Origin of the sequence: Kribbella sp. NPDC049174 (assembly GCF_043197365.1) — a bacterium.
Taxonomy (GTDB): domain Bacteria; phylum Actinomycetota; class Actinomycetes; order Propionibacteriales; family Kribbellaceae; genus Kribbella.
Genome location: NZ_JBICSZ010000007.1, coordinates 278,399 through 303,412, shown reverse-complemented (window position 1 = coordinate 303,412; position 25,014 = coordinate 278,399). Strand labels below are relative to the sequence as shown.

The following is a 25,014-nucleotide window of genomic DNA, read 5'->3' as shown; positions in this document are numbered from 1 at the left end:
ACCGCGACAACTTACCCCTCACCGGCGTCGAGGTTGCATACCAGCCCACACGATCGAGGCCGCTGTGACATGCGCAGCGGCCTCGCGACCGCCACGCGATGATCTCACTCTGCTGCCGGGCGAGTCGGCAACCTCACGCGAATCGTGATCTGGCCGACCCCAGATCGAGGCACGACTGAGGTTGACTTCAGGCGAGGGTGGGTGCCACTGCCCTCCGTCGGGGCGCGCCGGCCACCGAAGGCCAGCGTCAGCCGCTCCGCGATGACAAATCGCCCCGGCCGCCGCGGACATCAGCCACGTCCGCACTGAGACTCACGTGCGCGCGCATGCGTAGCCCCTCGGGTACTCACATCGATTTCGTCGGTTCTAGGGTGGCCGCCGCCTACATAGGTCGGCCAAGGGAAGCAGGCCAGGTAACTGCTCATCACCGGCCCCGCGGTGTGGGCTATCACAAGGGACTGCCGGACAGCGCTCCGGCGAACCTCAAGCGTCGCCCATTGATCTCTCGCAAGATGTGTGATTGTGTGATATTCGACGAACAGTCGCCCATCAGAGTCAGGAGATGTGCCATGAGTTACACCGAAGCACTGGTCAAGATCCGCCTGGACCACCGCGAACAGATTGAGGCTGATCTGGAGCACGCTCGTCTGGAACGCGACGACGCACGACACGCCCTCGGCAGAAAGGAGCGCCGGGTTTGCGTCCTCGAGGGTCTTCTCGAAATCGACGCCGAGCCACCTAGCGGATCTGGCCCGATCGGCCCGCAGACTGCGCACAGCGGGCAAGACGGCAGAATGACCCTGCACGCCGCGATGTACAAGGTGCTCACGGAGTCACCAGAAGGCAAGCTGCGGGCTGGAGAGATCATCGCCGAGATCGGCCGACGGGGTTTGTACAGGATGCGTGACGGCCGCCTACCCGAGTCTCAGCAAATTCACGCCAGGGCCAGCCACTACCCTGACATGTTCGGCAAGGACGGCTCCTTCTTCTACCCGAAGTAGCTCGTCAGACCGTGGCACCCGTCTTGAACGGCCGGACCTTCGCTCGTGACGCTAAAGCGCATCAACTCGAGAGAGAGCTGCAGGAGCTGACGCCGAGCTCCTGCAGCCTGAAGTCGGCCCCCGCGACTGCCGCCGTGTTTCATAACCTTTCGGTCTCGGGTACAAGCCCATCCGCAGGAGGCCAGCCTCGGCCGTTGGCCTCCAGGTAGGCGTGATACACCGCGTCGATGAGTTCGTCCGTGATCGTCGAGACCTCATTGCCCTGTCCGAGACGGGCTGGCGCAGCCGCATGCTCGAAGCCGACGATGCTGTTCGGTGCGCGCCGCTCGAAGACAGTGCGGTAGGGAGTGACCAAGGCGCGCCCGTCTGTCCACTGCCAGAACGTCACGAGACCTGCGTTGTCCGGCCGCAGCCTGGGCAATAGGGTCACCTCACCGCGCTTTCCGAAGTATGTGGACACGTCTGCCAAGCGTTCGACTTGAAGCCGTTCGCCCAGCTCGGAGAGGCGTACGAGCGCAGGCTGCATCTCGGGAGGGGCGTTCTGGATCGCTTCCCTGAACGGCGAGACCCCGGCGACGGAGTGACCCCGGCGTGCCAAACCTCCGGATCGTGACTGAGCGGGTGCCTCGTCGCTGCCCATCCTGCGTGGCGGTTCGGGCGCCACTCGCTGGGGCACGATGATTCGGCGTCCACCTAGCTGATAGGCGGTCACCGTGATCAGGTCGACGGTGATCACCTCGGCAACCGACTCCAGATAACCGACAAGTCCAACCAGCTCGTCGGGTGCTTCGTCCAGCACGAGCACCAGCCGAAAGGCGCCATCCCTCAATGAGATCGATAGCTCCTCGGCAAAGGCTTCAGCATCGACGCCCTCTTGGGTGGCCTCCGACTCGCGTACAACATCGAGCAGGGATCGGCCCTTCAGGTGACGTGAAAGGACGTCGCGTTCGAGTTCTTGCTGGGTGAGGCCGTGCAGGGCGCTGGCGTAGGCGAGGATCTGCGCTACGACGGCGCGCCGGGACTCGGAGTTGTTCCGCAACTTGACCTCGACGACGACCGGCCGACCAGTTGACTCGATCGCCAGGACGTCGGCATACCCGCTGCCCAACAGCACCTCCCGACCGACCACGGCCAGGCTCGGGCTACCCGACAGCGGCAGCAGTTCCGGCGAAGTCGCGACGATCTCATGCAGACTTGCCTCGTTCGGGAAGCCCGCCGCGCTGAGAAGCGACCAGCCGTCGCCCGCGTCAGCCCAGATTGCTGTCACATGCACCTCCCGCATCCGGGTCCAGACTACGATGCCCCAGGTCTCTGGTACGGGCATCGTCGCACCCGCCGCGGTGACCTTCCATACGAGGAACCGGCCCAGCTGGGCCCCGGCAGGATCGCTGGTGGGTGCGGTTCAAGGAGGCGGGATCGACTCGGCCGTGGCGCGCCGGCTACTGCATGGGCGCACCCGGTAGCTGCGAAGCCGAGCACGATCGGGTCGGCAAGGAGGGTGCGTATCTCGCGAGTCAAGGTACCGCTGAGGTCTCGCCTGCCACTCGTAGCCAATCAGCCTCATCTCAGTCGCTACGAGCTGCGCTAGCTCGGCGAACGCTCAGCAGTTCAGCGTGGGAACACCGTGGGAACAAAGGCGCGTCGATCCGAGTCGACTGGAGTCAAGAACAGCCGAACTGGTGTCGCCTGGTTGCGCCTCGAGAGGGGTATGTCGGTGGGGTGGGTCGGTTTCCTAAACCGTGCGTCGCAGGTTCGAATCCTGCCGGGGGCACCAAGTTGGTCCTTTCGGCCCGCCTTCAGTGCGCTGGCACTGCAGATCGGGACGCCTACGGACAGAATCACGCTTATCGGCTACCGGAGCCGGTTGCGTAATCACCGACCGCCTGAGCTCGGTGGGGATCAACCTCTCAATCTGGCCGACAGCCCAGCCCCAGTGGGGAATGCGGTCCCCATCTGCGGGACGGAGTATGGAGATGGTGGGCCGGGGGTGCAGCGTCGGAGACTGACGCCGGACTCGTAGTCGCGACTGGCACCGGGGCTGAGGTCGAAGCTGTGAGCTGAGGAACGCTGCCCCGGGGGGTGATGCGACGACCAGCCCGTCCCTGACGAGCGTCAGATGTGGGGCCCGGCCAGTCGTGGCGTGCAGGGCTGAGTCGGACACATTGGTGACCGGCATGTCGATCCGCGCTATGCCCCCCGGGAGTTCCTCGGTGAGCGGCTCATCGGGAAGCGTCAGGCTGATCTCCAACGGGAGGTCCGTTCTCGGCTGCCAGGCGATGGGCCTCCGTACCGAGGCCACAGTGGATCACCGCAATCCGCAAGGGTGCCACCGGCATCGCTTGGTGGCACCGCCATCTGGAAGTAACCTCCTCGGTTCGGTGGTGCTCAGCGACTTGGACCCACAGAGCTACCCGTCACTCGTTTGCCCGCTGGTGCGCGTTCCTCGCCCTAAGGCTCCTCCCGCGCGGGTTAGTGGCTAGTGCGGCGGCGAGCGAGCGGCTCGGCGGTGCGCAGCCAACCTGCCCCAGCATCGAGGCGTTAGTCCGGCTGACATCAGAACCGTCATCGGCTCGCTCAAACGTTCGCTTGCCGGTTTCTGCCCTGGCGCTACAGACGCCGCTTCCACGGCTGGTTGGTGGGCGGCAGCGATGAGCCGCTCGGCCGTCAGTACGGTAGTCCGGTCAGGGCGTCACGGCCCGCGCAGCTCGAGATCAGCGCGTTCAAGCGCGGCTGCGCGGGGGTCATGACCAACGCTCACGGTCAGTGGTCGAGGCTCGTCCAGAGCTGAACGACGGCGTATGCACGCCAGGGCCGCCATCGCTGTTGCAGCTTGGCGACCGAGCGGGGGTCGACCGGGCAACCCAGTGCCTCGAGTGCGCGGCGAAGACCAGCGTCGCCATTTGGGAACGCATCGGGATCGTGAAATCCTCGCATCGCCACGTACGCGGCAGTCCAAGGTCCGATACCACGAATCGCGAGTAGCCGGGTGAGCGCTTCGATCGGGTCTGAGCCGGCGTCGACCCGGACTTCGCCGTTGGTGAGCTGGGCGGCGAGAGTCTGCAACGGGGCGCGGCGTAGCCCCAGCCCGGCAAACGCGTTGGGGTCGGCTTCGGCGAGGACCGCCGCGGATGGGAATAGATGGGTCACCGTCCCGAGCGGCTGGCGCAGCGGCGTACCGAACGTTTCGACGAGGCGGGCTGTCTGTGTCCGTGCAGCCCGCAGCGACGCGCGCTGACCGAGCACTGCGCGCAGGGCGAGTTCGTCTCCGTCGACGCAGCCCGGCACTCGCAGCCCCGGCCGGGCGCGGACGAGGCCGCCGATCACCTTGTCACGGCCGAGGGCCCCGGCAATGGCCAGAGGGTCGGCGTCGAGATCGAGCAGGCGCCGGCAGCGTGCTACCGCCGCGGCGAGGTCGCGAAAATCGTCAAGGAGGAGAACGCACCGAACGGAACGCACTTCCGGGGTCAGCTCGACAATCCCGATGCCATGGGCGAGAGTCAGCGCTCGCCGATAGGTACCGCCGCTGACGTCTTCGAGACCGGGGACTGCGCGCACTTCCAGGAACCGCAGCAAGGCGGCCGCATCGAAGGGCTCCCGGCAGTTCAGGCGAAGCTCGACGACTCCGGGCGACCGGGAGCAGGCACGGTCCGACCGGTGCCGCATCTCGCCCGGGGTCAAGTCGAAAACGTCTTTGATAGTGGCGTTGAACTGGCGAACGCTATGGAACCCGGCCGCCAAGGCCGCATCGGCGAAGGACATGGCGGTCGACTCGATCAGGAGCCGGGCGGTGTTGGCACGCTGGGCGCGCGCAAGTGCGACCGGGCTTGCGCCGACCTCCTCGGACAGGAGTCGCCGAAGATGCCGATCGCTGAAGCCCAGTCGCTTTGCGAGCCCGGAGACTCCTTCGCGGTCGACGGTGCCGTCTCCGATCAAGCGCATGGCGCGCCCAACACGGTCGGCACGCCAGTTCCAATCGGGCGACCCGGGCGATGCGTCGGGGCGACAGCGCTTACAAGCGCGGAAGCCAGCCGACTGCGCGGCGGCCGCCGTTGGATAGAAGCAGACGTTCGAGCGCTTCGCAATCCGCGCCGGGCAGCTCGGCCGGCAGTAGAGCCGCGTTGAAGTGACGGCGATGAAGAAGATGCCGTCGTAGCGCGGATCGCGGCTGCAACTCAGCCGGTAGCAGCTCTCGAAGTCCTCGACGATGTGGCTCATTTCTCGCCCCGGAGTCAACCGTATCAGCGGTTTTCGGCCAGCTCGGTAGACGTCCACTCAGTTGGCCGAATCCCGCCAGTCACCGCCCTGGCAACGACTTAGCGTTGAGCACAACGATAAGTGAGGAGCGGCATGATGGAAGCGAATCAGCCACAGTTCGCCGGCGCGGATGGACGGCGCATGAAGACGAGCACCATCGACGTCGCCGGACTCGACGGCGCACTGGTGCGGCTGACGTCGGAGCAGCTCGACGAGTTCGAGTCGCGGGTCAAGTGTCCGTTGCTTCGCTCGGACGACGCCGGCTGGGACGACGCCGTGCTGGTCTGGAACGGCATGGTCGCGAAAGCCCCCGCGGTGGTGCTGCAGCCGACGTCGGCCCGGGACGTCGCAGCTGTCGTCGGCTTCGCGCGTGACCACGGTCTGTTGCTGAGCATCAAGGGCGGGGGGCACAACATGGCCGGTACCTCGATCGCCGAGCGCGGTCTGACGCTCGACATGTCGCGCATGCGCGACGTCACGGTCGACCCGGACGCGCGGCTCGCGCAGGTCGGGCCTGGGTGTCTGCTCCAAGACGTCGACCGGGCGACACAGGCGCACGGGCTGGCCACGCCGTTAGGCTCCTTCTCCTCCGAGGTCGGCGTCGCTGGCCTGACCCTCGGCGGCGGCCTGGGCTACCTCACGCGTCGCTTCGGCTGGACCGCGGACAACCTCGAGGAGGTCGAGATCGTCACTGCCGACGGCCAGATCCGGACGGCCAACCGCGAGGAGAACACCGAACTCTTCTGGGCGCTGCGGGGCGGTGGAGGCAACTTTGGCGTCGTCACACGATTCACGTTCCGCCTGCACGACGTCGGCCCGACCGTTACCGGCGGCCTCATCGTCTGGAGTGCCGACCGGGTCGACGACGTGCTCGCGACCTACCGCAACCTCACCGAGTCGGCGCCACGCGAGTTGACCGCCGCCGTGAGCGTGCGCCTCGCGCCGCCGGCCCCGTTCCTCCCCGAGGACTGGCACGGCAGACCGATAGTCGCGCTGCTCATATGCCACAGCGGTGCGGACGCGGCGGCCGACCTCGCCCCCGTTCGCACCCTCGGCGACCCGATCGCCGACCTCGTCACCGAGACGCCCTACACCGACCAGCAGTCGATGTTCGACGGCGATGAGCCCAAGGGGCACCGCTACTACTGGAAGACCGAGTACCTGGCCGGCCTGACGAATGAGTTCCTCGACATCTTCCGCGACAGTGCCTTGAAAGTGACGTCCCCGCTGTCGGCGTCGATTGTTATCCACCTCGCGGGTGAGCTGAACGAGAGAGCAGACGACGACGGGGCGGTCGGCAACCGCGACGCCCGCTACATGACCGCGTTCGCCGGTCAATGGCCGGCTGACAGCCCCGACGACGAGCACGTGGCCTGGGTACGGGAGGCATGGAAGAGCGTCCGACCCTTCTCGACAGGGGGCAACTACCTCAACTTCCAGACCGCCGACGAAGACGAGGAGCGTGTCCGCGCGACCTACGGCGCCAACTTCGACCGCCTCGTCGCGGTCAAGAACGCGTACGACGCGCAGAACCTGTTCCGCCGGAACCGGAACATCCGTCCCCGGGCCCGTACCGGATAGAGCGAGGCAAACATGAACGCCTCGCGGGTGCTCGTGGTCGGTGCAGGTATTGCCGGTCTCGCGCTGGCCCGCGCCCTGTGTCAACGGGGCATCATCGCTGAGGTTGTCGAGCGGGCAACAGACTGGCAGCCGAGCGGCACCGGCCTGTACCTACCGGCCAACGCCGTACGGGCATTGCACGAGCTCGGCATCGGACCGGCCGCAACCGCCCACGCGAACCCGATCGGGCGTCAGCGTCTCCTCAACCACCGCGGCCGTCTTCTCGCCAACATCGACCTCGACCGAATCTGGGACGGCGTCGGCGGCTGCGTCGCGATCCAGCGCGCGGCGCTACATGAGGCGCTTCGCCAGGCGACCGCTGAAGTGCCTGTCCGGCTCGGCACGTCGGTGACGGACCTGGAAATCGGCGGGGCGCCGCAAGTGACCTTCTCCGACGGCTCGACCGGCAGCTACGACCTGGTCGTCGGTGCGGACGGCGTCCATTCGACGATCCGAAACCTCGCCCTGGGGGGTCCCCCGGCCAACTACGTGGGACAGGCGTCCTGGCGATTCCTCGCACGGCTTCTCCGACATCACCGATTGGACGGTCATGCTGGTTGAACAGCGATCTTCGGGAACTGCTCCAGGGGCGCGGTGCGAGACGCTCCGGGCCCAAGACTCCGCTGTCCACAGCGTCACTGATTGACCTAACGGCTGCCGTCTCTGGCATGTTCTGACTCCCGTTCAGTGACAGATCCACTGACAGAGTTGTTGCTTTGGGCAACATGGCCCTCCGTGGGCGAGCGCCGGCGCGGTCTGCGTCGGCGATCGCTGTAGGTTCGCTCCGGTCAGGCTGGCCGGGCAGCTGTGTGGTCGCGGCGGCGCTGTACGCCGAGTGTGAGGGCGAGTCCGGCCCCGCCGAGCGCGATCCCGCCGAGGGCGCCGAGCGCGGCGGACGACACGTCCACCCCGCCGGAGGACGCTGTGGCATACGGCGCCGGCGAAGGCGCCGGGAACATCACCCCGGCTCGGTCGGCGTGGTCCTGGTTGATCGCGCTCGCCGGCGCGGCCGCCACCAGCAGTAGGGCCGCGGTCGCGGTGGTGCCCAGCGCCAGCCGGACGAGCATGGTCTTGCATGCGGTCTTGGTTGCGTTCTTCGTGCTGTGTACAGACATGACTACTGCGCTCCTCTTGAGCATCAAGCGGGACTTCCTGTGCCGGTAGTCCGGGTGCGCCTGACGGTCGGTGATCCCTTTGTCGCGCGCAGCGGTAACACGGCGACAAACGGCGGTATCACCGCGGTAACGCGGCCCTTGACCACGTGTGGTGACAGGTCGAGAGTCGAGATGTGGGTATCGCCGTTCTCGGCCCGCTCACGATCGAGGGGGAAGAAGCAGTTCTCGGACGACGTGATCGCGTCGTGCTCGCCGCTCTCGCCGTACACCCAGGAGAGGTGGTCAGCGCGGAGGTACTCGCCGACGCACTCTGGGACGACCAGCCACCGGCGACCTGGTCCAAGGTCGTGCAGGGTTGCGTGGTCCGGCTCCGCAAGCTGCTCGGCAGCCACACGATCGACACCACACCGCTGGGCTACCGGCTCGCCGTGCCGCTCGATGACATCGACGCGCAACGCTTCGAGCGCGCGGTCGGCCGCGCCGGTGAGTTGCTGGCCGCCGACGACCCGGAGCGGGCCGCGTTGGTGCTCGCCGATGCGCTGACGTTGTGGCGCGGCCGGCCACTGATCGAGCTGGAGGGGTGGGATCCCGGGCGGATCGAGGCGGCCCGGTTGACCGAGCTGCGCGAGACCGCGGAGGAGCTGTACGTCGATTCGGCGCTGCGGTCTGGTCAGCACGACAGGGTGCTGGCCAAGGCGCGGACGTTGGTGGCGGAGGCGCCGCTGCGGGAACGGCGGTGGATCCTGCTGGCCACGGCGCAGTACCAGTCCGGCCGGCAGGCCGAGGCGCTGCGGACGTTGCGTCGGCTGCGCGACGTGCTGAGTCGTGAGCTCGGCCTCGATCCGGGGACCGAGATCGACGTGCTGGAGCAGGCGATCCTGCATCAAGACCCCTCGCTGGTGGTGGCGAGTGCGTTACCGGAGCCGAGCCCGGTCTGCCCGTACCGGGGTCTGCAGCCGTACGACGTGGACGACGCAGACGAGTTCTTCGGCCGGGACACCGACGTCGCGGCCTGCCTGCGGAAGCTCGCCGACACCTCGGTGCTGGCGGTGGTCGGCCCGTCCGGGTGCGGCAAGTCGTCGCTGGTGCGCGCCGGTGTCGCCGCCGCGCTGCGGCGCGACGGGAGGACCGTCGTCGTGATGACGCCCGGCGTGCACCCGGTCGCCACGCTTGCCACCGTGATGCCCGGCCGGGGCTCACCGCCGGCACTGCTGGTCGATCAGTGCGAGGAGGTCTTCTCGCTGTGCCAGGACCCGTCCGAGCGCGAGACGTTCCTGACCGCGCTGACGGCACACACTGCCGTCGCGCCACTGATCGTGTCGTTCCGCGCGGATCGGATGGCCGACATCTCGTCTCACCCGGGGTTCGCACGCGTGGTGGCCGACGGGATGTACGTGCTGGCAGCCATGACCGAACCGGACCTGCGGGCCGCGATCGAGGAACCGGCCCGGCTGGCTTCGCTCGTGGTCGAGCCGGGACTGGTCGACCTGCTGGTCACCGAGGTCGCCGACCAACCCGGCGCGCTACCGCTGATGTCGCACGCCTTGGCCGAGACCTGGCAGCGCCGCGAGGGCCGCACCCTCACCGTCGCCGGCTACCGCGACACGGGCGGGATCCGTGGTGCCGTGGCGCAGTCGGCCGAACGGGCCTACGAGCGGGTCCCGGCCGAGCAGCGCTCGGTGTTGCGCGACCTGTTGCTGCGTCTGGTGACGCCCGGCCCAGAAGGCGAGCCGGTTCGTAGCCGACTGCCCCGGCGCCTGCTCGTCACCAGCCCTGCGAACGATGCGATGATCGACCTGCTGGTCGACGCTCGGCTGGTGACCAGCGACGACGGAGCGGTCGAGCTCGCCCACGAGTCACTCGCCCGGGCCTGGCCCCGGCTGCGCGGCTGGCTCGACGACGATCTCGAAGGCCAACGCGTCCTGCACCACTTGGCGGTCGCCGCCGACTCATGGGACGGTCTCGACCGCCCGGACAGCGAGCTGTACCGCGGCGTACGCCTGGCCAAGGCCCTGGACTGGCAGGACAACCGTCAGCCCACACTGACCGCCACGGAGCAGGACTTTCTCGCCGCGAGCAAGCGGCTCTCGGAGGCCGAGCTGCATGCCGCCGAGGACACCGCCCGGCGCCAGATCCGGGTCAATCGACGGCTTCGCGCCGCGTTGAGCACGGCAGCCGTGCTCCTCGTCGGCGCACTCATCGCCGGCCTGGTCGCCGTCAACCAGGCCGAACGCGCCGACCGGCAGGCGACAGCGGCTCAGCGTGCGGCAACCAGCGAGCTCGCACGTCGGGTCGGGACGCGAGCACTCCTCACCGAAGGCATCAGCCACTCGCTGCTGCTCGCGGCGCACGGGGCGCGCCTGGACGATTCCGCGGAGACCCGCGCCAATCTGCTCGCGGCGGTGAGCAGGCGCCCGCTGCTGGTCCGGTCGTTTCCTGGCCGCGGCGACGATGTGGAAGGTATTTCGGTATCCCCTGACGGGCGCCGGATCGTCTCCGGTGACGACGACGCGCAGTTCCACGTGTACGACGTCGACACCGGCCGCGTGCTCAAGACGGTCGTCCTTGGACCGGACCTGGAAGGGGCGCCGGTGTACGGCGACGCCCGCTTCAGCCCGGACGGAAGGTTCGTCGTCGCATCGGTGGTCTATCCGCCGCAGGTGCCTCCACCGCCTGACAAGCCGCTCCTTCGACTGTTGGACGCGGAGACGCTGGAGGAGGTGTCGACCCCGCTCGCGTTCCCGAGCACGAAGAAGCTCGCGCACGATGGGTTGGCGTTCAGCGCCGATGCGCGGTACCTCGCGGCCTCATTCCGGGAAGGCACCGACAACGATCCGGTGCCGAGGTCCGCTCCGAGCTTCGCCCTCGTGTGGGACCTCAAGGCGACCGACCGCCTCCCTCGCAGAGTGAACCTTCCGATCTGGGTTCAGGGCATCGCTCTCAGCCCGGACGGCCGCATCCTGTACAGCATGCAGACGCTCACGGCGTACGACGTCGCCACGGGGGCACAGCTTTGGCGGCGCCCGGACCTCACCGGCTTCATGCGCATCGACGTCACCCGTGACGGCAAGCTGATCGCTCTTCAACTGCACAACAAGGACTACACGGACCCGAGCGTGATCGGACTTGTCGACGCGCGCACAGGCAGGACGGTCAAGCTGCTGCCCGACCACATCGACGAGCCGCGCGCACTGGCCTTCTCCCCTGACGGCACGGTGCTCGGCTCCGTCTCGCACGACGGCGAGGCGATCGTCTGGGACGTGGCCACCGGCCGACCCCGCCATCGGATCAAGTCGTTCGAGATCTTGTGGGGGGTCGACTTCAGTCCGGACGGCCGGACGCTGTACACCGGCGGCGACGATGGGATCATCCGGGCCTACGACCTGTCCGGACAGCAGCGGTACCTGCAGGGCAGCCAGCCGATGCCCACGCGCACGTACGCGCATGTCCTCCCATCGAGAGACGGCAGGCGAACGGCCTATATCTGGAGCGACGCCGCGACCGCGTGGATGAGTTTCGCCGACTCGGCCACCGGCGCTCGCAGCGCACCCGTGCGACTGGACATCGATCCGGTGAGGTCCCTGGCTGCCTGGCATCCGGACAGCCGGCACTTCGCCGCCGTCGACCGGGCGGGCGTCATCGCGATCATCGACTCCGTGACGAACCGGGTGATCGTGCGGCGCCAGGTCGTCGGGAAGGAAGTCGAGTCGATTGCGTATGTCGAGGGCGGGAACCGCATCGCAGTCACCGACATCGACCGCCGGACGACCATGCTCGACGCGCACGGGCTGCGGCCCAGCGGCCCGCCCATCAATGTCGGAGAGGACACCCAGTGGTATGACTGGCCGGGCCAGTACTGTTGCGCTGCGATGTCGCCGGATGGGGAGCGTATGGTCCTGTTCGAGCACTCCCCGGACGCCGCCAAGGCCCAATGGCGCGTCGTCCGTGTCGCGACCGGCGAGGTGGTCGCAGACGGCGAGGTGCTCCTCAACCTGTTCGACGCGTCGTTCTCACCAGACGGCCGCAACATCGCCGTCACCGGGATCGGCGGCGAGCTCGTGGTCATCGATGTGGCAGCCGGAGCCGAGCTGCGCGCACCGACGACCGGCCACGGCGGCATTGGTGAGTTCGTCCGGTTCTCGCCGGACGGCACGAGGATCGTGACGGGAGCGTCGGATGGCACCGTGAGCCTCTGGGACACCCACACCCTCGACCTCCTCGGCACCGTCACGACAGCAACCGGCAGTGAACCGGCCTCCGTCTCACCGACCTTCACCCAGGGCAACGACATCGTGACCATCGCCGCGTACGACGGACACGCATACCGGTGGGACACACGCATCGATCGGTTGACGGACTTCGCCTGCAGCATGGCCGGTCGCAACCTCACCGACCAGGAGTGGAAGCAGGCTTTCGGCAATCGTCCGTATGAGAAGACCTGCCCGTGACCGGCCGGGTCCCTCCCAACGGCTACGAGCCAAATCGGCTGACACGTTGCGCGGCTACGTGGCGCGTTCGGACAGGGGCAGCCGTGCAGTGCTCGGGTCAGCTCCAGGTCCGATCGGGATGAGCCGCTATCTCATCCGGGTGAGGGGAAGCCTGCCGCGCGAGCTAACCAACACAGTTGCTCGTCTACGTGGTTCAGGAGCTTGGTCTTGACCTCTTCGGCAAACTTCTCCTGCCAGGACAACTCAGCCGAGGCCGGAGTGGGCGATGATGTTGGTGATGGTGATCCGGACTGCGGTGAAGCCTTCCTGGAGGAATGATTCGGCGACGTCGTCTGCGGGGGCGGAGGGGTAGTAGCGGGTGGCGATGCGGGTGCCGATGTGTCTGATGTGGGCCGGCTCTGCTGAGAGTTGGGCTTCTCCTTCGATGGTGACGAAGCTGTAGGGCTGCCGGTCGTCGCTGATGCAGAGTGCGATGCGCTGATCGTGGGCCAGGCTCTTGCCTTTGACACTCCCGGGGGACAGCGCGAAGGCGAGTTCGTCGCCGTCGAGGATGAAGCAGACCGGGGTGACGTGGGGCCGTCCGTCGGGGCGGGCGAGGGCGACGTGGGCAAGCCTGGTTCCTTCTGTGACGAAGGATCGCCATTCGTTGTCGGTCATTGTCGTCATTGGTGTGTCTCCTTCGTTTCGATAGTGTGGGTACGGCGGCGTAGTGCCGGGGCGACGGCATGTTGGGCGGCGAACAGCGCGAGTCCGGCTGCCGAGCAGGCCGCCCACAGCGCGGTTCTGCCGGCGTGGTCGAGTAGTGCGGTGCCGAGCAGTGGTCCCAGCACGGCGCCGAGGCTCCACGTGGTGGAGGCGACGCCCATGTATCGGCCGCGCAGGTCGGCCGGTGCGAGGTCGGCGAAGGTGGCGCCGAACATGACGGCAATGCCGATCTGGCCGAGGGTCCAGACGAAGACCGCCCCGGCGTGGCCGCCGGCGCTGTGCACGACAGCGCCGAGTCCGCCGCCGACGCCGGCCAGCAGCATCGAGACCGCCAGAACCGAGGCTCGGTCGCGCCCGTCGAGCAGCCGTACGGCGATCGGTTGGACGACGACGATCACGATCCCGTTCAGGGCGAGCACCGCGCCGTACGTCCCTGAACTGTGGCCGTCGCCGGCCATGATGAGCGGGAGCGTCGAGAACGTCTGCAGGAACGTTGCGAAGTAGACGACGTGGATCGCCGCCATGGCGAGCATGACCGGATCGCGCAGGAGGACTGGTAGCAGTGCCCGTCGGGTCGCTTTCGGCCTCGGCGGACGGGTCTCGGGGACGTGTCGCCATACGATCAGCGCCGCGAGGACCGAAGCCGCGGCATTGATCCAGAACAGGATGCCGTACCCCTGTTGGACCAGCACCCCAGCCGCCACCGTCGAGACCGTGAAGCCGAGGTTGGCCACCCAGAAGAGGAAACCAAAGGCACGGACCCGCTCCTGCGCAGGCAGGTCCGCCACGGCAGCCGATCCCGCCGGGCGGAACAGCTCCGCCATCAGCCCGACACCGATCGCCGCCGCAAAGCTCGCCGGCATCGTTTCCGCCGAACCGAGCGCGACCAGCGCGACGGCTGTGCCCAAGAACCCAACCAACATGGTGTGGCGTCGGCCGATTCGGTCGCCGAGCCAGCCGCCCAACAGCTGCGACCCGATATCTCCGACGCCGACCGCCGCGATCACCGCCCCGGCCGTCGTCGGCGAGAGCTGCCGCTCCTGGGTCAGATAGAGCACCAGGAACGTCCGCGCCACACCGCCGGCGCGACTCACGAAGTACGTCGCCGTGAGCGCCCAGACCAGCCTCGATGGCCGCAGCCGCGCCCGAGGCGGTTGGGATTCGAGGGCCAGTGTCCCGTGGGTTGTCATGGTCCCGACGCTAGATTCGCATTCCGATCGTGAAAAGCGATTGTTTCCGATCAAGTCGATCGCTAACGCCTATACTGGGCCTCATGGTCGAGGTGGAACTGCGGCATCTGACGACGATGGCCGCCATCGTCGAGGAGGGGACGTTCGGGCGAGCCGCCGTGCGGCTGGGCTACACGCAGTCGACGATCAGTCAACAGATCGCCGCGCTGGAGAGGTCCGTTGGAGGCCCGGTGTTCGAGCGGCCGGGCGGTCCCAAGCCGGTCCGGGTCACGCCGCTCGGCGCCGTGGTCCTCGAGCAGGGACGCGACCTGCTGGCGAAGGCGGAGGAGCTGGCCGATGCCGTCGAGCGGTTCAAGGCCGGCGACGGCCGGATCGACGTAGGCACGTTCCAGAGCGTGTCGAACGTGATCCTGCCGTCGGTCGTACGCCGGCTCCGTGACGAGCACCCCGGCTGCGAGATCAGGCTCTCCGAAGTGCCGGTGGATGCACAGATCGGCGGCCTGGACCTGCTGTTCTTCGACGGACCGATCGACGGCGACCTGGAGCGCGTCAAGCTGGTCGACGATCCCTACCTGCTGGTGGCCCGACCGGGCGACTTCGCCGGGGGCCCGGTCCGACTGGAGCTGCTCGATGGCAGACCGATGGTGGGCTGCCATGCGACTTGCGACCAGCAGTGGATGGATCGGGCCCTCGCCGATGCCGGTGCGCGACCGCGGATCGTCTTCCGCTCCCCAGGCAACGAGACGATCCTGTCGATGGTGCGAGCCGGGTTGGGATGGGCCGTGCTGCCGTGGCTCGCCCTGCACGGATCCGACGCCTGGTCCGACGACCGGCTCACGATCCACGAGTTGCAGCCGGCGCCCGCCCGCGAGATCTACCTCCACTGGCCGACCCGATCTCAGTCCCCACTGGCCGTACGGGCGATCGAGATCGCCACCGAGGTTGCGGCCGACCTCACCCGAGCACCCGGGTAACACCGGTCAACCTGCAGCTCTGTCCCCGTTTCGCGTTGCTCGCGAGCAGGTTCGCACTCGTCGCGGCGCCGTTACCAGCAGCCGCTCTGGGCGTGCCGGAGGTCGTCCCTGTCACCGCACGGCGCGTGCCACTGCGAGCAGATCACTGAGCACACCTTGGCCGGCGAGCTGCGGTCCCGCCCCCGGGCCGGTGATCGTCACGTACCCGACCGGATCGGCGCGGACCCGGATCGCGTTGGTGGTGCCCTCCGCCGTCGCCAGCGGGTCGTCGAGCTCAACCAGCTCCGGTCGCACCCGGGCGGTGACCTCGCCACCGCCATCAGGTTCGGCGAACTCGAGCGCTGCGACGTGTTTGATCCGTGCCCCCGCGGCCGTCGCCCGTTCGATGTCGGCGCGGGTGACGCCGCTGATCCCATGGCACTCGACCTGGTCAGCGCGGAGCTGGCGGCCGAACACCAGCGCGGACAGCACCATCAGTTTGGCGACGGTGTCCGCGCCGTCGACGTCCGCGGCCGGGTCGCGTTCGGCCAGACCGGCGGCCTGTGCCTCCGCGAGCGCGTCCGGGTACGACGCGCCTTCGCTCATCCGGGTCAGGATCGCGTTCGCGGTGGCGTTGAGCAGCCCGCGGACCCCGATCGGGACCGCACCGGCGAGGCCGGCGGTCAAAGTGCTAAGCACCGGAGTACCCGACATCACCGTGGACTCGGCGCGGAACGGCACCGCGTGCCGCCGGGCGAGCTCAGCGAGCTCCACACCGTGCAACGCCACCGGCCACTTGTTCGAGGTCACCGCCGGGATACGTCGACCCAACGCCTCGCGCAGATGGCCGAGGCCGGGTTCGCCGTCGGCGGCCGGGCTCTGCGACACCTCGACCAGGACGTCAGCCTCGGTGGCGCGCAGGCCGTCGAGTGCGACCGGCCAGTGCTGTACGCGGGAAAGCTCGGTGAGCGACCCACCGGCGGACGCCAGTGCACGCACCGCCGGGAGGTCGATGCCGTTCTGGTCGTACACGAAGCCGTCGCGGGCGTTCGCGATGCCGACCACGCTCACCTCGACGCCGTACCGGCGGTGCAGACGGCCGGCATGTGCGTCCAGGGCGTCGACCAGCCATCGGCCCACCGTGCCGTGACCGACCAGCCAGACGCGCAACGGTTGCACGTCGGCGAGCTTGCCCCAGCACCCGAAGGTCCACCAGCAATCTCCCGCGCCGGAGAGGCGCCGCTCCGAGGGATGGAGCGGCGCCTCTCTGGCTGCCGGGGGGACCACCTGAGTCAGTGCTCGGTGCCGGCTCGGGCGGTCTTGGGGAGCAGGAAGCCGGCCGCGAAGGCGAGGACGATCCCGCCGATGGTCGCGAGGAGCGCCGTCTGGGTGCCCTCGAGTGCGGCCAGTGCGCGGGTCGCGGGTGCGGCGTGGGCGACCTTGCCCATGAAGATGGTCCCGATCACCGCGATGCCGAGGGCGATACCCACCTGCTCGAGCGAGCCCAGCATGCCCGTGGCCGAGCCGACCTCCTCGTCCCGGACGCCGCTCAGGATGATGTCGAACAGCGGGACGAAGACCATGCCCATACCGGCCCCGCCGATCAGGTTGGGGGCGACGAGGTCCCAGTGCCCGACGTTCAGGCCGGTCAGCGCCAGCACGCCGTACAGGCCGATCAGTCCGAGCGCCATCAGCGCGAGGCCGATGTGCAGCAGCTTGCGACCGTACTTCTGCATCCCGATCCCGGAGACCGCCGAGCCGATCAGCGCCCCGAAGGCCCAGGGCGCCATCGCCAGGCTGGCGTGGATCGGGGTGTAGCCGAGGCCGACCTGGAGGAACATGCCCAAGACGAACGTGCCGGCCATCGCACCGAAGAACACGACCGCGAAGAACACGCCGGACAGGTACGAGCGGCTCCGCAGCAACCCGGGCTCGATCAGCGGCGTCGCGCCGCTGCGCTGCCGGCGGGACTGGTAGACACCGAACCCGGTGAGCACCGGTACCGAGGCGACCAGCAGCGCCTTCGACCACAGCGGCCAGCCGATCTCGTGACCCTGCACCAGCGGGTAGACCAGGGCAACCAGGCCGGCGCCGGCGATCAGCAGCCCGGGAATGTCCAGCGAGATCCGGCGGCCGGTGGGCTGGGCGTTCGGCAGGTACTTGGCCGCGACGACGAAGGTGAAGATGCCGACCGGGATGTTCACCAGGAAGATCGCTCGCCAGCCGGTGCCCAGCAGGTCCGCGTCGAGCAGCGTGCCGCCGACGATCGGGCCGACCACCGCCGACAGACCCATCACCGGACCGAAGAACCCGAACGCCTTGGCTCGCTCGCCCGGCTCGAACAGGTCCCGGGCCAGCCCGAAGCCCTGCGGCAACATGATCGCGGCGAATGCGCCCTGGGCGACACGCGCGGCGATCAGCATCTCCGACGACACCGCGAGGCCGCACAGGAACGAGGTGACGGTGAACCCGCCGACGCCGATCAGCAGCGCCCGCTTCCGGCCGACCAGGTCACCGAGGCGGCCGCCGACGAGGAGCAGGACGGCCAGGGCCATCGTGTAGCCGGCGGCCATCCACTGAAGGCTCGCGTAGGAGCCGCCGAGGTCGGCGCGGATGGCGGGGGCGGCGACGTTCATCACGGTCGAGTCGAGGAGGTCCATCACCGCCGCGGTGATGACCGCGGAGAAAGCGAACCAGCGCTTGCGAACGGGCTGCGAGGCGGCCTCGACGACGGTGGCGGCTGCTGCGCTGCTGGGGAGTTCTACGACTGCGGTCATCATCGACTCCAGGCTCAAACGGAACGAACTGTTCTGTTCCAACTCTAGCGGAACGGAGCATTCCGTTCAAGTGGTAATCTTGGGGATATGACGAAAGCTTTGAGTGGCCGGCAGGCGCAGGCGGCCCGCAACGACGAAGTGATCCTGGCCGCCGCCCGGGCGGTGTTCATCGCCGATCCCGGCGCCCCGATCTCCGCGGTGGCCGAGCGCGCCGGTGTCGGTATCAGCGCGCTCTACCGGCGGTACGCGAGCAAGGAGGAGTTGCTCCGCAAGCTCTGCAGCGACGGTCTGGCCCGGTACATCGAGGAGTCGGAGAAGGCCCTGGCCGACGACCGTGAGCCATGGGTCGCTTTCGGAGCGTTCCTGCACGCGTTGGTCGACGCTGACACCAACTCACTGACCCAGCGACTGGCGGGAACGTTCACCCCGACGCCCGATCTGTGGCAGGACGCCGCCCGGGCGGCTGAGCTGAACCAGGCCATCTACGCGCGGACGAAGGAGGACCTCCGGCCGGGGATCGTGGTCGAGGACTTCGGGGTGATCCTGGAGCAGATCACGTCGATCAAGCTCGGCGACGAGGCGCGGACGAACCAACTCCGGCATCGGTACCTCACCCTGATGCTGGAGGCGATGCATCGGCCCGGGGAACAACCGGGCGGCGATCCGGAACTCCCGGGACCGCCGCCTAGCAATGAAGAGCTGACCGACCGCTGGCGGGCCTGACCGGTGGGGCAACCGGGACCTCGCCAGGCCCTTCCATACGGACATCGACGAGGTGAGGTCGACGTCCATTGGGACGAGCGAGACGACGCCGACCTGTGTACGTCAACAGGCTTCGGTCTTGGGGCCCGGCCGCTGGGACAGCCACTGCTGGTAGGACTTGGACTCGTCGAGACCGGGTTCCGCACCACCGGGCAGGGAGCGGTCGAACACGAGCCGGGCGGTGGCCTCGAGTGTGCTTCGGAGCAGATCGGCAGGACCGCTCGCCTCGAACCCCAGGGTCCACCAGTCTTGGCCGATGCTGCTGACCTCGGTGAGCTCCACGTCGCACTGCGGCTCCTGGTCCAGCCCCGAGGCGCACGCCACGATCTGTCCTCCGGCCAGTGAGAAATGGCTGATGCGTCGACTTTTGTGTACCGGCCGCCAGCCGGCCGGGGAGCCGCTGTGCTGGTAGGGCGGGCTGACCGGAAAGGACAGCTTCTGCCAGGACTCCAGGCGTCCGCGGGCGCGACCCTCCACCTCCAGGATTCCCGGGCTCCCGTGGTACATCTTGACCTCCAGTGCCCTCCCCCCGCGAACCTTCACTGACAGCCCAGGCAACCGCGGATCCAGCAGGTAGCTGTCCTCGCGGGACTCCAACCCGGTGGGGAACCGCCCGAACCATCCGGTCACCGCGGTCTCCAGCCGGCCAGGGAAGATCCAGCGGACCTCCAGGGTGCGGACTCCCTCGCCGGCCAGGCCCTCGGGCGGTTCACTGGTCATCGACACACGCTCCTGACGCTGGCCGGACGCCAGATCTCTGTGGGGCTCTTTGCTCAGCGGCTGGTGGGAGTGCCAGTCATCGGCAGGGCACCGCCTTCAGCGGCCTCACGCTCGTCCTTGTCGGGCAATCCGCGCACGGCTCCGATGATCGCGACGGCGATCGCGGCCCCGATCAATGGACCGGCGATATAGACCCACCAGCCCGAGTAGTCGTTGCCGACGATGTCGGGCCCGAGGGTACGGGCCGGGTTCATGGACGCGCCGCTGATCGGGCTGGCGAACAAGCCGAGCAGCGCGACCGTCGACCCGACGGCGATCGCCGCGTTGTGGCCGATGCTGCGGGCCCCGGTCGCAGTGTTGAGGATGATGCTGACCAGGATCGCGGTCAGGACGGTTTCCATCACCAGCGACCTCCACTCCCCGCCGGGAGTGTCGATCGGGTAGTTCCCGCCCGTGCTGACGTCGCCGAACATCAGCTCCAGGAACAGCGCGGCACAGATGGCCCCGGCGAGCTGGACCACCCAGTACGGCACCACCCATTTGGTGGGAAACACTCCCCGGGCGGTAAAGGCGAAGGTCACAGCGGGGTTGATGTGGAGGCCTGACAGCGGGCCCCACGCGTAGATCATGGCCATGACCACCGCCCCGGGCGCAATCACCGCCGCGGTCCTGCTGATCGGTTCGTTGCCCACGTAATGGTTGATCACACCCGATCCGGCCGCCACCGTCACCAGGACGAAGGTGCCCAGAAACTCGATGATCAGCCGGATCCACAACGGCCGTTGCCGCAGGGTGTCTTCCTCGAACCGGATGAAGTACCGGCGCCCAAGTGACGCCCTGTGCTCAGCATCGGGATCGACGGCGGGGTCTGCCATGGCGCATTCCTGTTCTTCTCGGCCGTCCGGCTGGACCGCCGAGATTTCGGTGTCAGATGTCGGTGGTCGCTTCGGCTCTGCCGTCTTTGACGGCGCTCTGGAGCGCGGCGTAGTCGCGTTCGTTCTGGTCTGCGTAGGTTTCTGCGAAGTCGGCGATTGCCTGGTCGAAGGCGTCCGAGCCGCCGAGGTAGGCGGCCAAGGCGACGCGGTCGCCGGAGCGAGCGTGAGCGCGGGCCAGGGTCGATCCGCACACGCGGGCATAGACCACCATGCCCGCGGGTGCCGCCTGCTCGATCGGGAGGGAGAACTTCCAGTCCTTGAGCTGGCGGACGTAATAGTCGCGGTCCACTCCGTCCGGGCCCGGCGTGTGGGTCCAGCCGAGGAAGATGTCGCTCTCGGCCTGCATCAGGTGCTGTCCGGCGACCACGCGCTCGCCCTGGTTGGTGTATTGGCTGCGCCCGCAGTAGTCCGCCAGGACCGACGGCTGCGCCTCCTTGGCCTGCAGGAACACCGGTTCGACTCCGTCTCCGCTGTCCATCAGCACGATCCAGGCGCGGGTGCCGACGCTGCCCACGCCGACGACCTTGCGGGCCGCCTGGACCAGCGTGAACCGCTCGAGCATGTGCCGCCGGTCGGACTGCAGGCTGCGCCGGTACTTGCCCAGCACCGCGCGGATCTGGTCATACACTTCACTGGCCTGCACGTTGGCGAAGACCTCCTCGACGGGGACGACCATCGGGGGGTCACTGATGATCCGACGACGGCCCTCGACGATCGTGGTCAGTTTGCGCAGCGCCTGGGTGCTGTCGCGGGTGTGGGCCTTGGCCAGCATCTTCTCCGTAGCCGTGAACGTCTTCGCCTTCAGCTGAGACCGGAACTGCCCGATGGCCTGTTCGAGGTCCAGGTGCGCGTACCACACCTCCAGAAACGTCTGCTGCGCGAACCCACGCATCGCCTTCCGGTACCCCTTCACCGCCGCGAGGACGATCTTGCGGCGGTGTTTGCGATGGAACCCGCTGTCGCGTCCCGCCACCGCCAGGCTCGCCGCCAGCCGCTTGACATCCCATTCGAACGGGCCGGGCAGCGTCTCGTCGAAATCGTTGACGTCGAAGACCAGCTCCCGCTCCGGCGAGGCGAACGCACCGAAATTGGACAGGTGCGCATCTCCGCACAACTGCACCTGCAGACCCGACGTGGGCGTCGTGGCCAGGTCAGCCGCCATCGGCAGCGCAGCGCCCCGATAGAAGGCGAACGCCGACACCAGCATCCGCCCGTGCCGGATCGGCACCAGCTCCGGCAACCGCGACTTCGACTGCTCCAGCAGCAGCCCGACCGGATCCCGCGCCACGTCAGGCTGGAACTCCGCGTGCGACTCCCGCGGAGTGACCCTCCGGGCGTCCTTCCCCAGGGCGACCCGGTCCGCACGGCTCAACTGGCCGGCTGTCCCGGCCCGCTTCGATTCTCTACCGAACGCCCGCGCGGCAGGGCTCGCCACTCTGCGACCCTCAGTCTTCACGGTCATAGCCACTCCGTCCGCCTACGCCGATGAGACGCGCCGAGCCAGATCCAACGAATCGTGCAGTTCTTCCACCAACCAGAGCATCGGGCACGCAGCGCGGCATCACCCCTGCCGGGTGACGAGTGATCGACTCGCTCTCGGCCGACCAAGGGCCGGCAAACGCTCGAGCGAGGGCGCAAACGCTTGAGCGATCGGACCTTCCAGATAGCAGTGGGTCGATCATCCGGCCTGGACGATGCGACCGCCGGGCCGCACGCGGATGGTGGAGGCGTCTGAGAGGAGTCCATCGTGACGATCGGTGCGCCCTGTTCGCTCGAGCTCCCTCCGCGCCTGGGTGGTGGCGGTTGATGACCGACTCGCAACGCCCTGCGACCGGATCACCCGCGGCGGGCCCGACTTCTTCGCCGTCGGCTGGTCCACTGGCGATGGACCCGGCCGCGGTCATCCGTTCGAAGCCGTATCTGGTGGCGCTGCTGCTCGCCGCGGTCCTCGGTATTCCGATCTCGGCTGTCGCGTACGGCTTCCTGGCTCTGGTCGGCAAAATCCAGGAGTCCTTGTTCGACGATCTTCCGCGGGCGATCTTCACCGGCGGCGTCCCCGCGTGGTGGCCGGTGCCCTGGTTGGTGCTCTGTGGAGCGTTGACCGGGTTGACCATCCGGTACCTGCCCGGCAACGGGGGTCACTCACCCGCCTTCGGGTTCAAGGCCGGCGGAGGTCCGACGGCTGACATCGAACTCCCCGCCATCATCCTCGCCGCATTGACCACCCTCAGTCTTGGCGCCGTCCTCGGGCCCGAAGCTCCCCTCATCGCCATCGGCGGTGGCCTTGCGGCGCTGACCGTGCATCTCATCAAGAAGGACGCGCCACCGATGGCGCTGACGATCATGGCGTCGGCCGGCAGCTTCGCGGCGATCAGCACGCTGCTCGGCTCCCCCGTCCTCGGTGCGTTCCTGATCATGGAGGCCGCCGGCATCGGGGGTGCGACGCTGAGCCTGGTGGCGCTGCCCGGACTGCTCGCCTCCGGTGTCGGCGCTCTGGTCTTCGTCGGTCTGGACAACTGGACGGGCCTCGGCAGCTTCTCGCTGGCCCTCCCCTCGGTGCCGCCGGCGGTGGACCCGACGGTGGCCACGATGGCCTGGGCTCTGGCCATGGGCGCGGCTGGGGCGCTGCTGGGCTGGGTGATCCGCTGGATCGGGCTGTCGCTGCGTCCGGTCGTGCACGTGAACCGGGTGCTGGTGACAGCGGGGCTCGGCCTTGTCATCGGCCTGACCGCGATGGCCTACCAACTGATCTCTGACAACAGCTTCACCCAGGTGTTGTTCTCCGGCCAGGATGCTCTGCCCGGGCTGGTCGAAAACGCCGCGGACTATTCACTCGGCGTACTGATCCTGCTCGCCGTCTGCAAGACCATCGCCTACGGGCTCTCACTGAGCGCGTTCCGCGGCGGACCCGTTTTCCCCGCCATGTTCATCGGTGCGGTACTGGGCATCGCCGCGAACGGGTTGCCCGGCATGAGTCTCGCGCCGGCGATCGGCATGGGCATCGGAGCCATGTGTGCCGCGATGCTGCGGCTGCCGCTGACCTCGACGCTGTTGGCCACCCTGCTGCTCGGCACGGACGGCATTGTGGTGACGCCTCAGGTCGTGGTCGCGGTAGCGGTGGCCTTCGTCATCACCAATATGCTCCCGGAACCGGCTCAGCGGCAGGCCCACGACCCCGCACCGGCGATCGAGCCTGGGCGGACGGCATGAATCTGATGCCCGAGCCGCTGCGTGGCTACCAGCGAACCTGGCTGGCCCGCGACATCATCGCCGGTCTGACGCTGTCGGCGGTGGCGATTCCCGAAGTGATGGGCTACACGTCCATCGCCGGTACGCCGATCGTGACCGGGCTGTACACCGTCATCTTCCCCACGCTGATCTTCGCCCTGCTGGGCTCATCGCGGCTGCTCGTGTGGTGCCGGGCGCCATCGTCGCCGTCGTACTGCTGACCGTCATCTCCGCTCTGGCCGCCGCGGACACGCACGGCGTGGCCGTGGTGGGCGCCGTGCAGGGCGGATTCCCACCGATCGGCCTGCCGTCGGGCATCTCCTGGTCGGACGTAGGAAAGGTGCTGCCGACCGCCCTGTCCTGCTTCGTGCTCATCGTCGCCCAGAGCGCCGCCACCTCCCGCGGTTTCGCGTTCAAGCACGGAGACTCGGTCGACATCAACCGGGACATCGTGGGGCTCAGCGGCGCCAGCCTCGCGGCCGGCCTCAGCGGCACCTTCGTGGTCAACGGCAGCCCGACCAAGACGCAGATCCTCGACGAGCAGAAGGGGCGCACCCAGCTCGCCAACCTGACGATGGCGGCGGTCGTGCTGCTGTTCACGCTCTTCTTCACCGGGCTGCTGGCGGACATGCCCACGGCGGTGCTCGCCGGGATCGTCTTCCTCATCGGCGTCAGCCTGATCGACCTGCCCGGCCTGAAGCGGCTGTGGAGGCGACGCAAGGACGAGTTCGTGGTGGCTCTGATCACCACGGTCACCGTCTTCGCTGTCGGCGTCGAGCAGGGCATCATCCTCGCCGTCGTGCTCTCGTTGCTCGACCTCGTCCGGCGGCAGTACAAACCGGGCGACTATGTCATCGGTCAGGACCAGGCCGGCGAGCCGACATACCTGCCGGCAGTGCCGGGCGCGCAGAGCCTGCCCGGGCTCGTGGTCTTCCGCTACGACGCGGAACTCTTCTACGCCAACGCCAACCGCTTCGCCGACCAACTCGAGTCGGTGGTCTCCGCCGCTCCTGTCCCCGTCCGCTGGGTCGCGCTGGACTGCGCTGCGATCGATGACATCGACTACTCGGCCGGGGTGACGCTGGCCAACCTCGTCAACTACAGCCGGGCGCACAACGCCCGCTTCGTGCTGGTCCGGCCGGATACCCAACTGCTGGCGACGCTCCGGGCGTACGGGACCCTGGACGCGATCGGCGCGGACAACATCTTTCCGACTCTCGAGGAGGCCTTCAGCGCCTATCGGGCCGACCCGGGGACGGCGCCAGTGGCGACGCCGCCCAGCAGTCCGCTGTGATGGTCCCGGATC

At 68.2% G+C, this 25,014-nt stretch carries 19 protein-coding genes; 9 read left to right on the top strand and 10 right to left on the bottom strand.

All coding sequences use genetic code 11. The features are described 5' to 3' along the window. Window positions 1-569 precede the first annotated feature (569 nt). The gene (locus ACGFIF_RS31175; RefSeq protein WP_393159437.1) at window positions 570-1,001 is read left to right on the top strand and encodes a hypothetical protein; all 432 of its coding nucleotides are present in this window, start codon (window positions 570-572) and stop codon (window positions 999-1,001) included. A gap of 139 nt (window positions 1,002-1,140) precedes the next feature. Here the strand turns inward: ACGFIF_RS31175 and ACGFIF_RS31170 are convergent, their stop codons facing one another. After that, a complete protein-coding gene (locus ACGFIF_RS31170; protein ID WP_393159436.1) occupies window positions 1,141-2,283 on the bottom strand; it encodes a hypothetical protein in 1,143 nt (380 codons plus the stop codon). Window positions 2,284-3,761: 1,478 nt separating this feature from the next. After that, window positions 3,762-5,216 (bottom strand): AlkA N-terminal domain-containing protein, encoded by a 1,455-nt coding sequence (locus tag ACGFIF_RS31165; protein WP_393159433.1) that lies wholly within the window; start codon window positions 5,214-5,216, stop codon window positions 3,762-3,764. A 180-nt stretch (window positions 5,217-5,396) separates the two neighbouring features. Here ACGFIF_RS31165 and ACGFIF_RS31160 point away from each other — a divergent pair, with 180 nt between their 5' ends. Together ACGFIF_RS31160 and ACGFIF_RS31155 are read left to right on the top strand one after the other, a co-directional pair. Further along, window positions 5,397-6,836 carry an FAD-binding oxidoreductase gene (locus ACGFIF_RS31160; RefSeq protein ID WP_393159432.1) on the top strand — a complete coding sequence of 480 codons (1,440 nt, stop codon included), beginning with the start codon at window positions 5,397-5,399 and terminating at the stop codon, window positions 6,834-6,836. A gap of 12 nt (window positions 6,837-6,848) precedes the next feature. Continuing rightward, on the top strand, window positions 6,849-7,436 hold the full coding sequence (locus ACGFIF_RS31155; RefSeq protein WP_393159429.1) for an FAD-dependent monooxygenase: 588 nt from the start codon (window positions 6,849-6,851) through the stop codon (window positions 7,434-7,436). A gap of 227 nt (window positions 7,437-7,663) precedes the next feature. Here the strand turns inward: ACGFIF_RS31155 and ACGFIF_RS31150 are convergent, their stop codons facing one another. Next, window positions 7,664-7,990, bottom strand: coding sequence for a hypothetical protein (locus ACGFIF_RS31150; protein ID WP_393159428.1), 327 nt, complete (start codon window positions 7,988-7,990; stop codon window positions 7,664-7,666). A 173-nt stretch (window positions 7,991-8,163) separates the two neighbouring features. On the opposite strand from ACGFIF_RS31150, the gene ACGFIF_RS31145 reads away from it, so the two are divergent. Next, the gene (locus ACGFIF_RS31145) at window positions 8,164-12,438 is read left to right on the top strand and encodes a BTAD domain-containing putative transcriptional regulator (protein WP_393159427.1); all 4,275 of its coding nucleotides are present in this window, start codon (window positions 8,164-8,166) and stop codon (window positions 12,436-12,438) included. 243 nt (window positions 12,439-12,681) lie between these two features. On the opposite strand, the gene ACGFIF_RS31140 is transcribed toward ACGFIF_RS31145, so the two are convergent. Beyond that, on the bottom strand, window positions 12,682-13,104 hold the full coding sequence (locus ACGFIF_RS31140; RefSeq protein WP_393159426.1) for a PPOX class F420-dependent oxidoreductase: 423 nt from the start codon (window positions 13,102-13,104) through the stop codon (window positions 12,682-12,684). Next, window positions 13,101-14,333 (bottom strand): MFS transporter, encoded by a 1,233-nt coding sequence (locus ACGFIF_RS31135; RefSeq protein WP_393159424.1) that lies wholly within the window; start codon window positions 14,331-14,333, stop codon window positions 13,101-13,103. The genes ACGFIF_RS31140 and ACGFIF_RS31135 overlap by 4 nt, the downstream gene beginning before the upstream one ends. Before the next feature lie 83 nt (window positions 14,334-14,416). On the opposite strand from ACGFIF_RS31135, the gene ACGFIF_RS31130 reads away from it, so the two are divergent. Next, the gene (locus ACGFIF_RS31130) at window positions 14,417-15,307 is read left to right on the top strand and encodes a LysR family transcriptional regulator (protein WP_393159422.1); all 891 of its coding nucleotides are present in this window, start codon (window positions 14,417-14,419) and stop codon (window positions 15,305-15,307) included. Between the two features lie 111 nt (window positions 15,308-15,418). Here the strand turns inward: ACGFIF_RS31130 and ACGFIF_RS31125 are convergent, their stop codons facing one another. After that, a complete protein-coding gene (locus ACGFIF_RS31125; RefSeq protein ID WP_393159420.1) occupies window positions 15,419-16,465 on the bottom strand; it encodes a homoserine dehydrogenase in 1,047 nt (348 codons plus the stop codon). A 113-nt stretch (window positions 16,466-16,578) separates the two neighbouring features. After that, entirely contained in the window at window positions 16,579-18,063 is a 1,485-nt protein-coding gene (locus ACGFIF_RS31120; protein ID WP_393159418.1) for an MFS transporter, read from the bottom strand. An 87-nt stretch (window positions 18,064-18,150) separates the two neighbouring features. Between ACGFIF_RS31120 and ACGFIF_RS31115 the strand changes: the two genes are divergently transcribed. Then, window positions 18,151-18,786: a TetR/AcrR family transcriptional regulator gene (locus ACGFIF_RS31115; protein ID WP_393159417.1), complete on the top strand. Its 636-nt coding sequence runs from the start codon at window positions 18,151-18,153 to the stop codon at window positions 18,784-18,786. 102 nt (window positions 18,787-18,888) lie between these two features. Here the strand turns inward: ACGFIF_RS31115 and ACGFIF_RS31110 are convergent, their stop codons facing one another. From ACGFIF_RS31110 to ACGFIF_RS31100, 3 genes are read right to left on the bottom strand one after another with little or no spacing between them, the layout of a single operon-like run. Beyond that, window positions 18,889-19,545: a hypothetical protein gene (locus ACGFIF_RS31110; protein WP_393159416.1), complete on the bottom strand. Its 657-nt coding sequence runs from the start codon at window positions 19,543-19,545 to the stop codon at window positions 18,889-18,891. Window positions 19,546-19,598: 53 nt separating this feature from the next. Then, complete coding sequence (locus ACGFIF_RS31105; RefSeq protein WP_393159414.1) at window positions 19,599-20,420, bottom strand: MIP/aquaporin family protein; 822 nt, start codon at window positions 20,418-20,420, stop codon at window positions 19,599-19,601. Between the two features lie 52 nt (window positions 20,421-20,472). Continuing rightward, window positions 20,473-21,942 (bottom strand): DUF2252 domain-containing protein, encoded by a 1,470-nt coding sequence (locus ACGFIF_RS31100; RefSeq protein WP_393159412.1) that lies wholly within the window; start codon window positions 21,940-21,942, stop codon window positions 20,473-20,475. 344 nt (window positions 21,943-22,286) lie between these two features. On the opposite strand from ACGFIF_RS31100, the gene ACGFIF_RS31095 reads away from it, so the two are divergent. From ACGFIF_RS31095 to ACGFIF_RS31085, 3 genes are read left to right on the top strand one after another with little or no spacing between them, the layout of a single operon-like run. Further along, the gene (locus ACGFIF_RS31095; RefSeq protein ID WP_393159411.1) at window positions 22,287-23,690 is read left to right on the top strand and encodes a chloride channel protein; all 1,404 of its coding nucleotides are present in this window, start codon (window positions 22,287-22,289) and stop codon (window positions 23,688-23,690) included. Then, on the top strand, window positions 23,687-23,929 hold the full coding sequence (locus ACGFIF_RS31090) for a SulP family inorganic anion transporter (protein ID WP_393159409.1): 243 nt from the start codon (window positions 23,687-23,689) through the stop codon (window positions 23,927-23,929). The genes ACGFIF_RS31095 and ACGFIF_RS31090 overlap by 4 nt, the downstream gene beginning before the upstream one ends. Further along, window positions 23,896-25,002, top strand: coding sequence for a SulP family inorganic anion transporter (locus ACGFIF_RS31085; RefSeq protein WP_393159408.1), 1,107 nt, complete (start codon window positions 23,896-23,898; stop codon window positions 25,000-25,002). Before ACGFIF_RS31090 ends, ACGFIF_RS31085 begins: the two co-directional genes overlap by 34 nt. The last annotated feature ends 12 nt before the right edge of the window (window positions 25,003-25,014 follow it).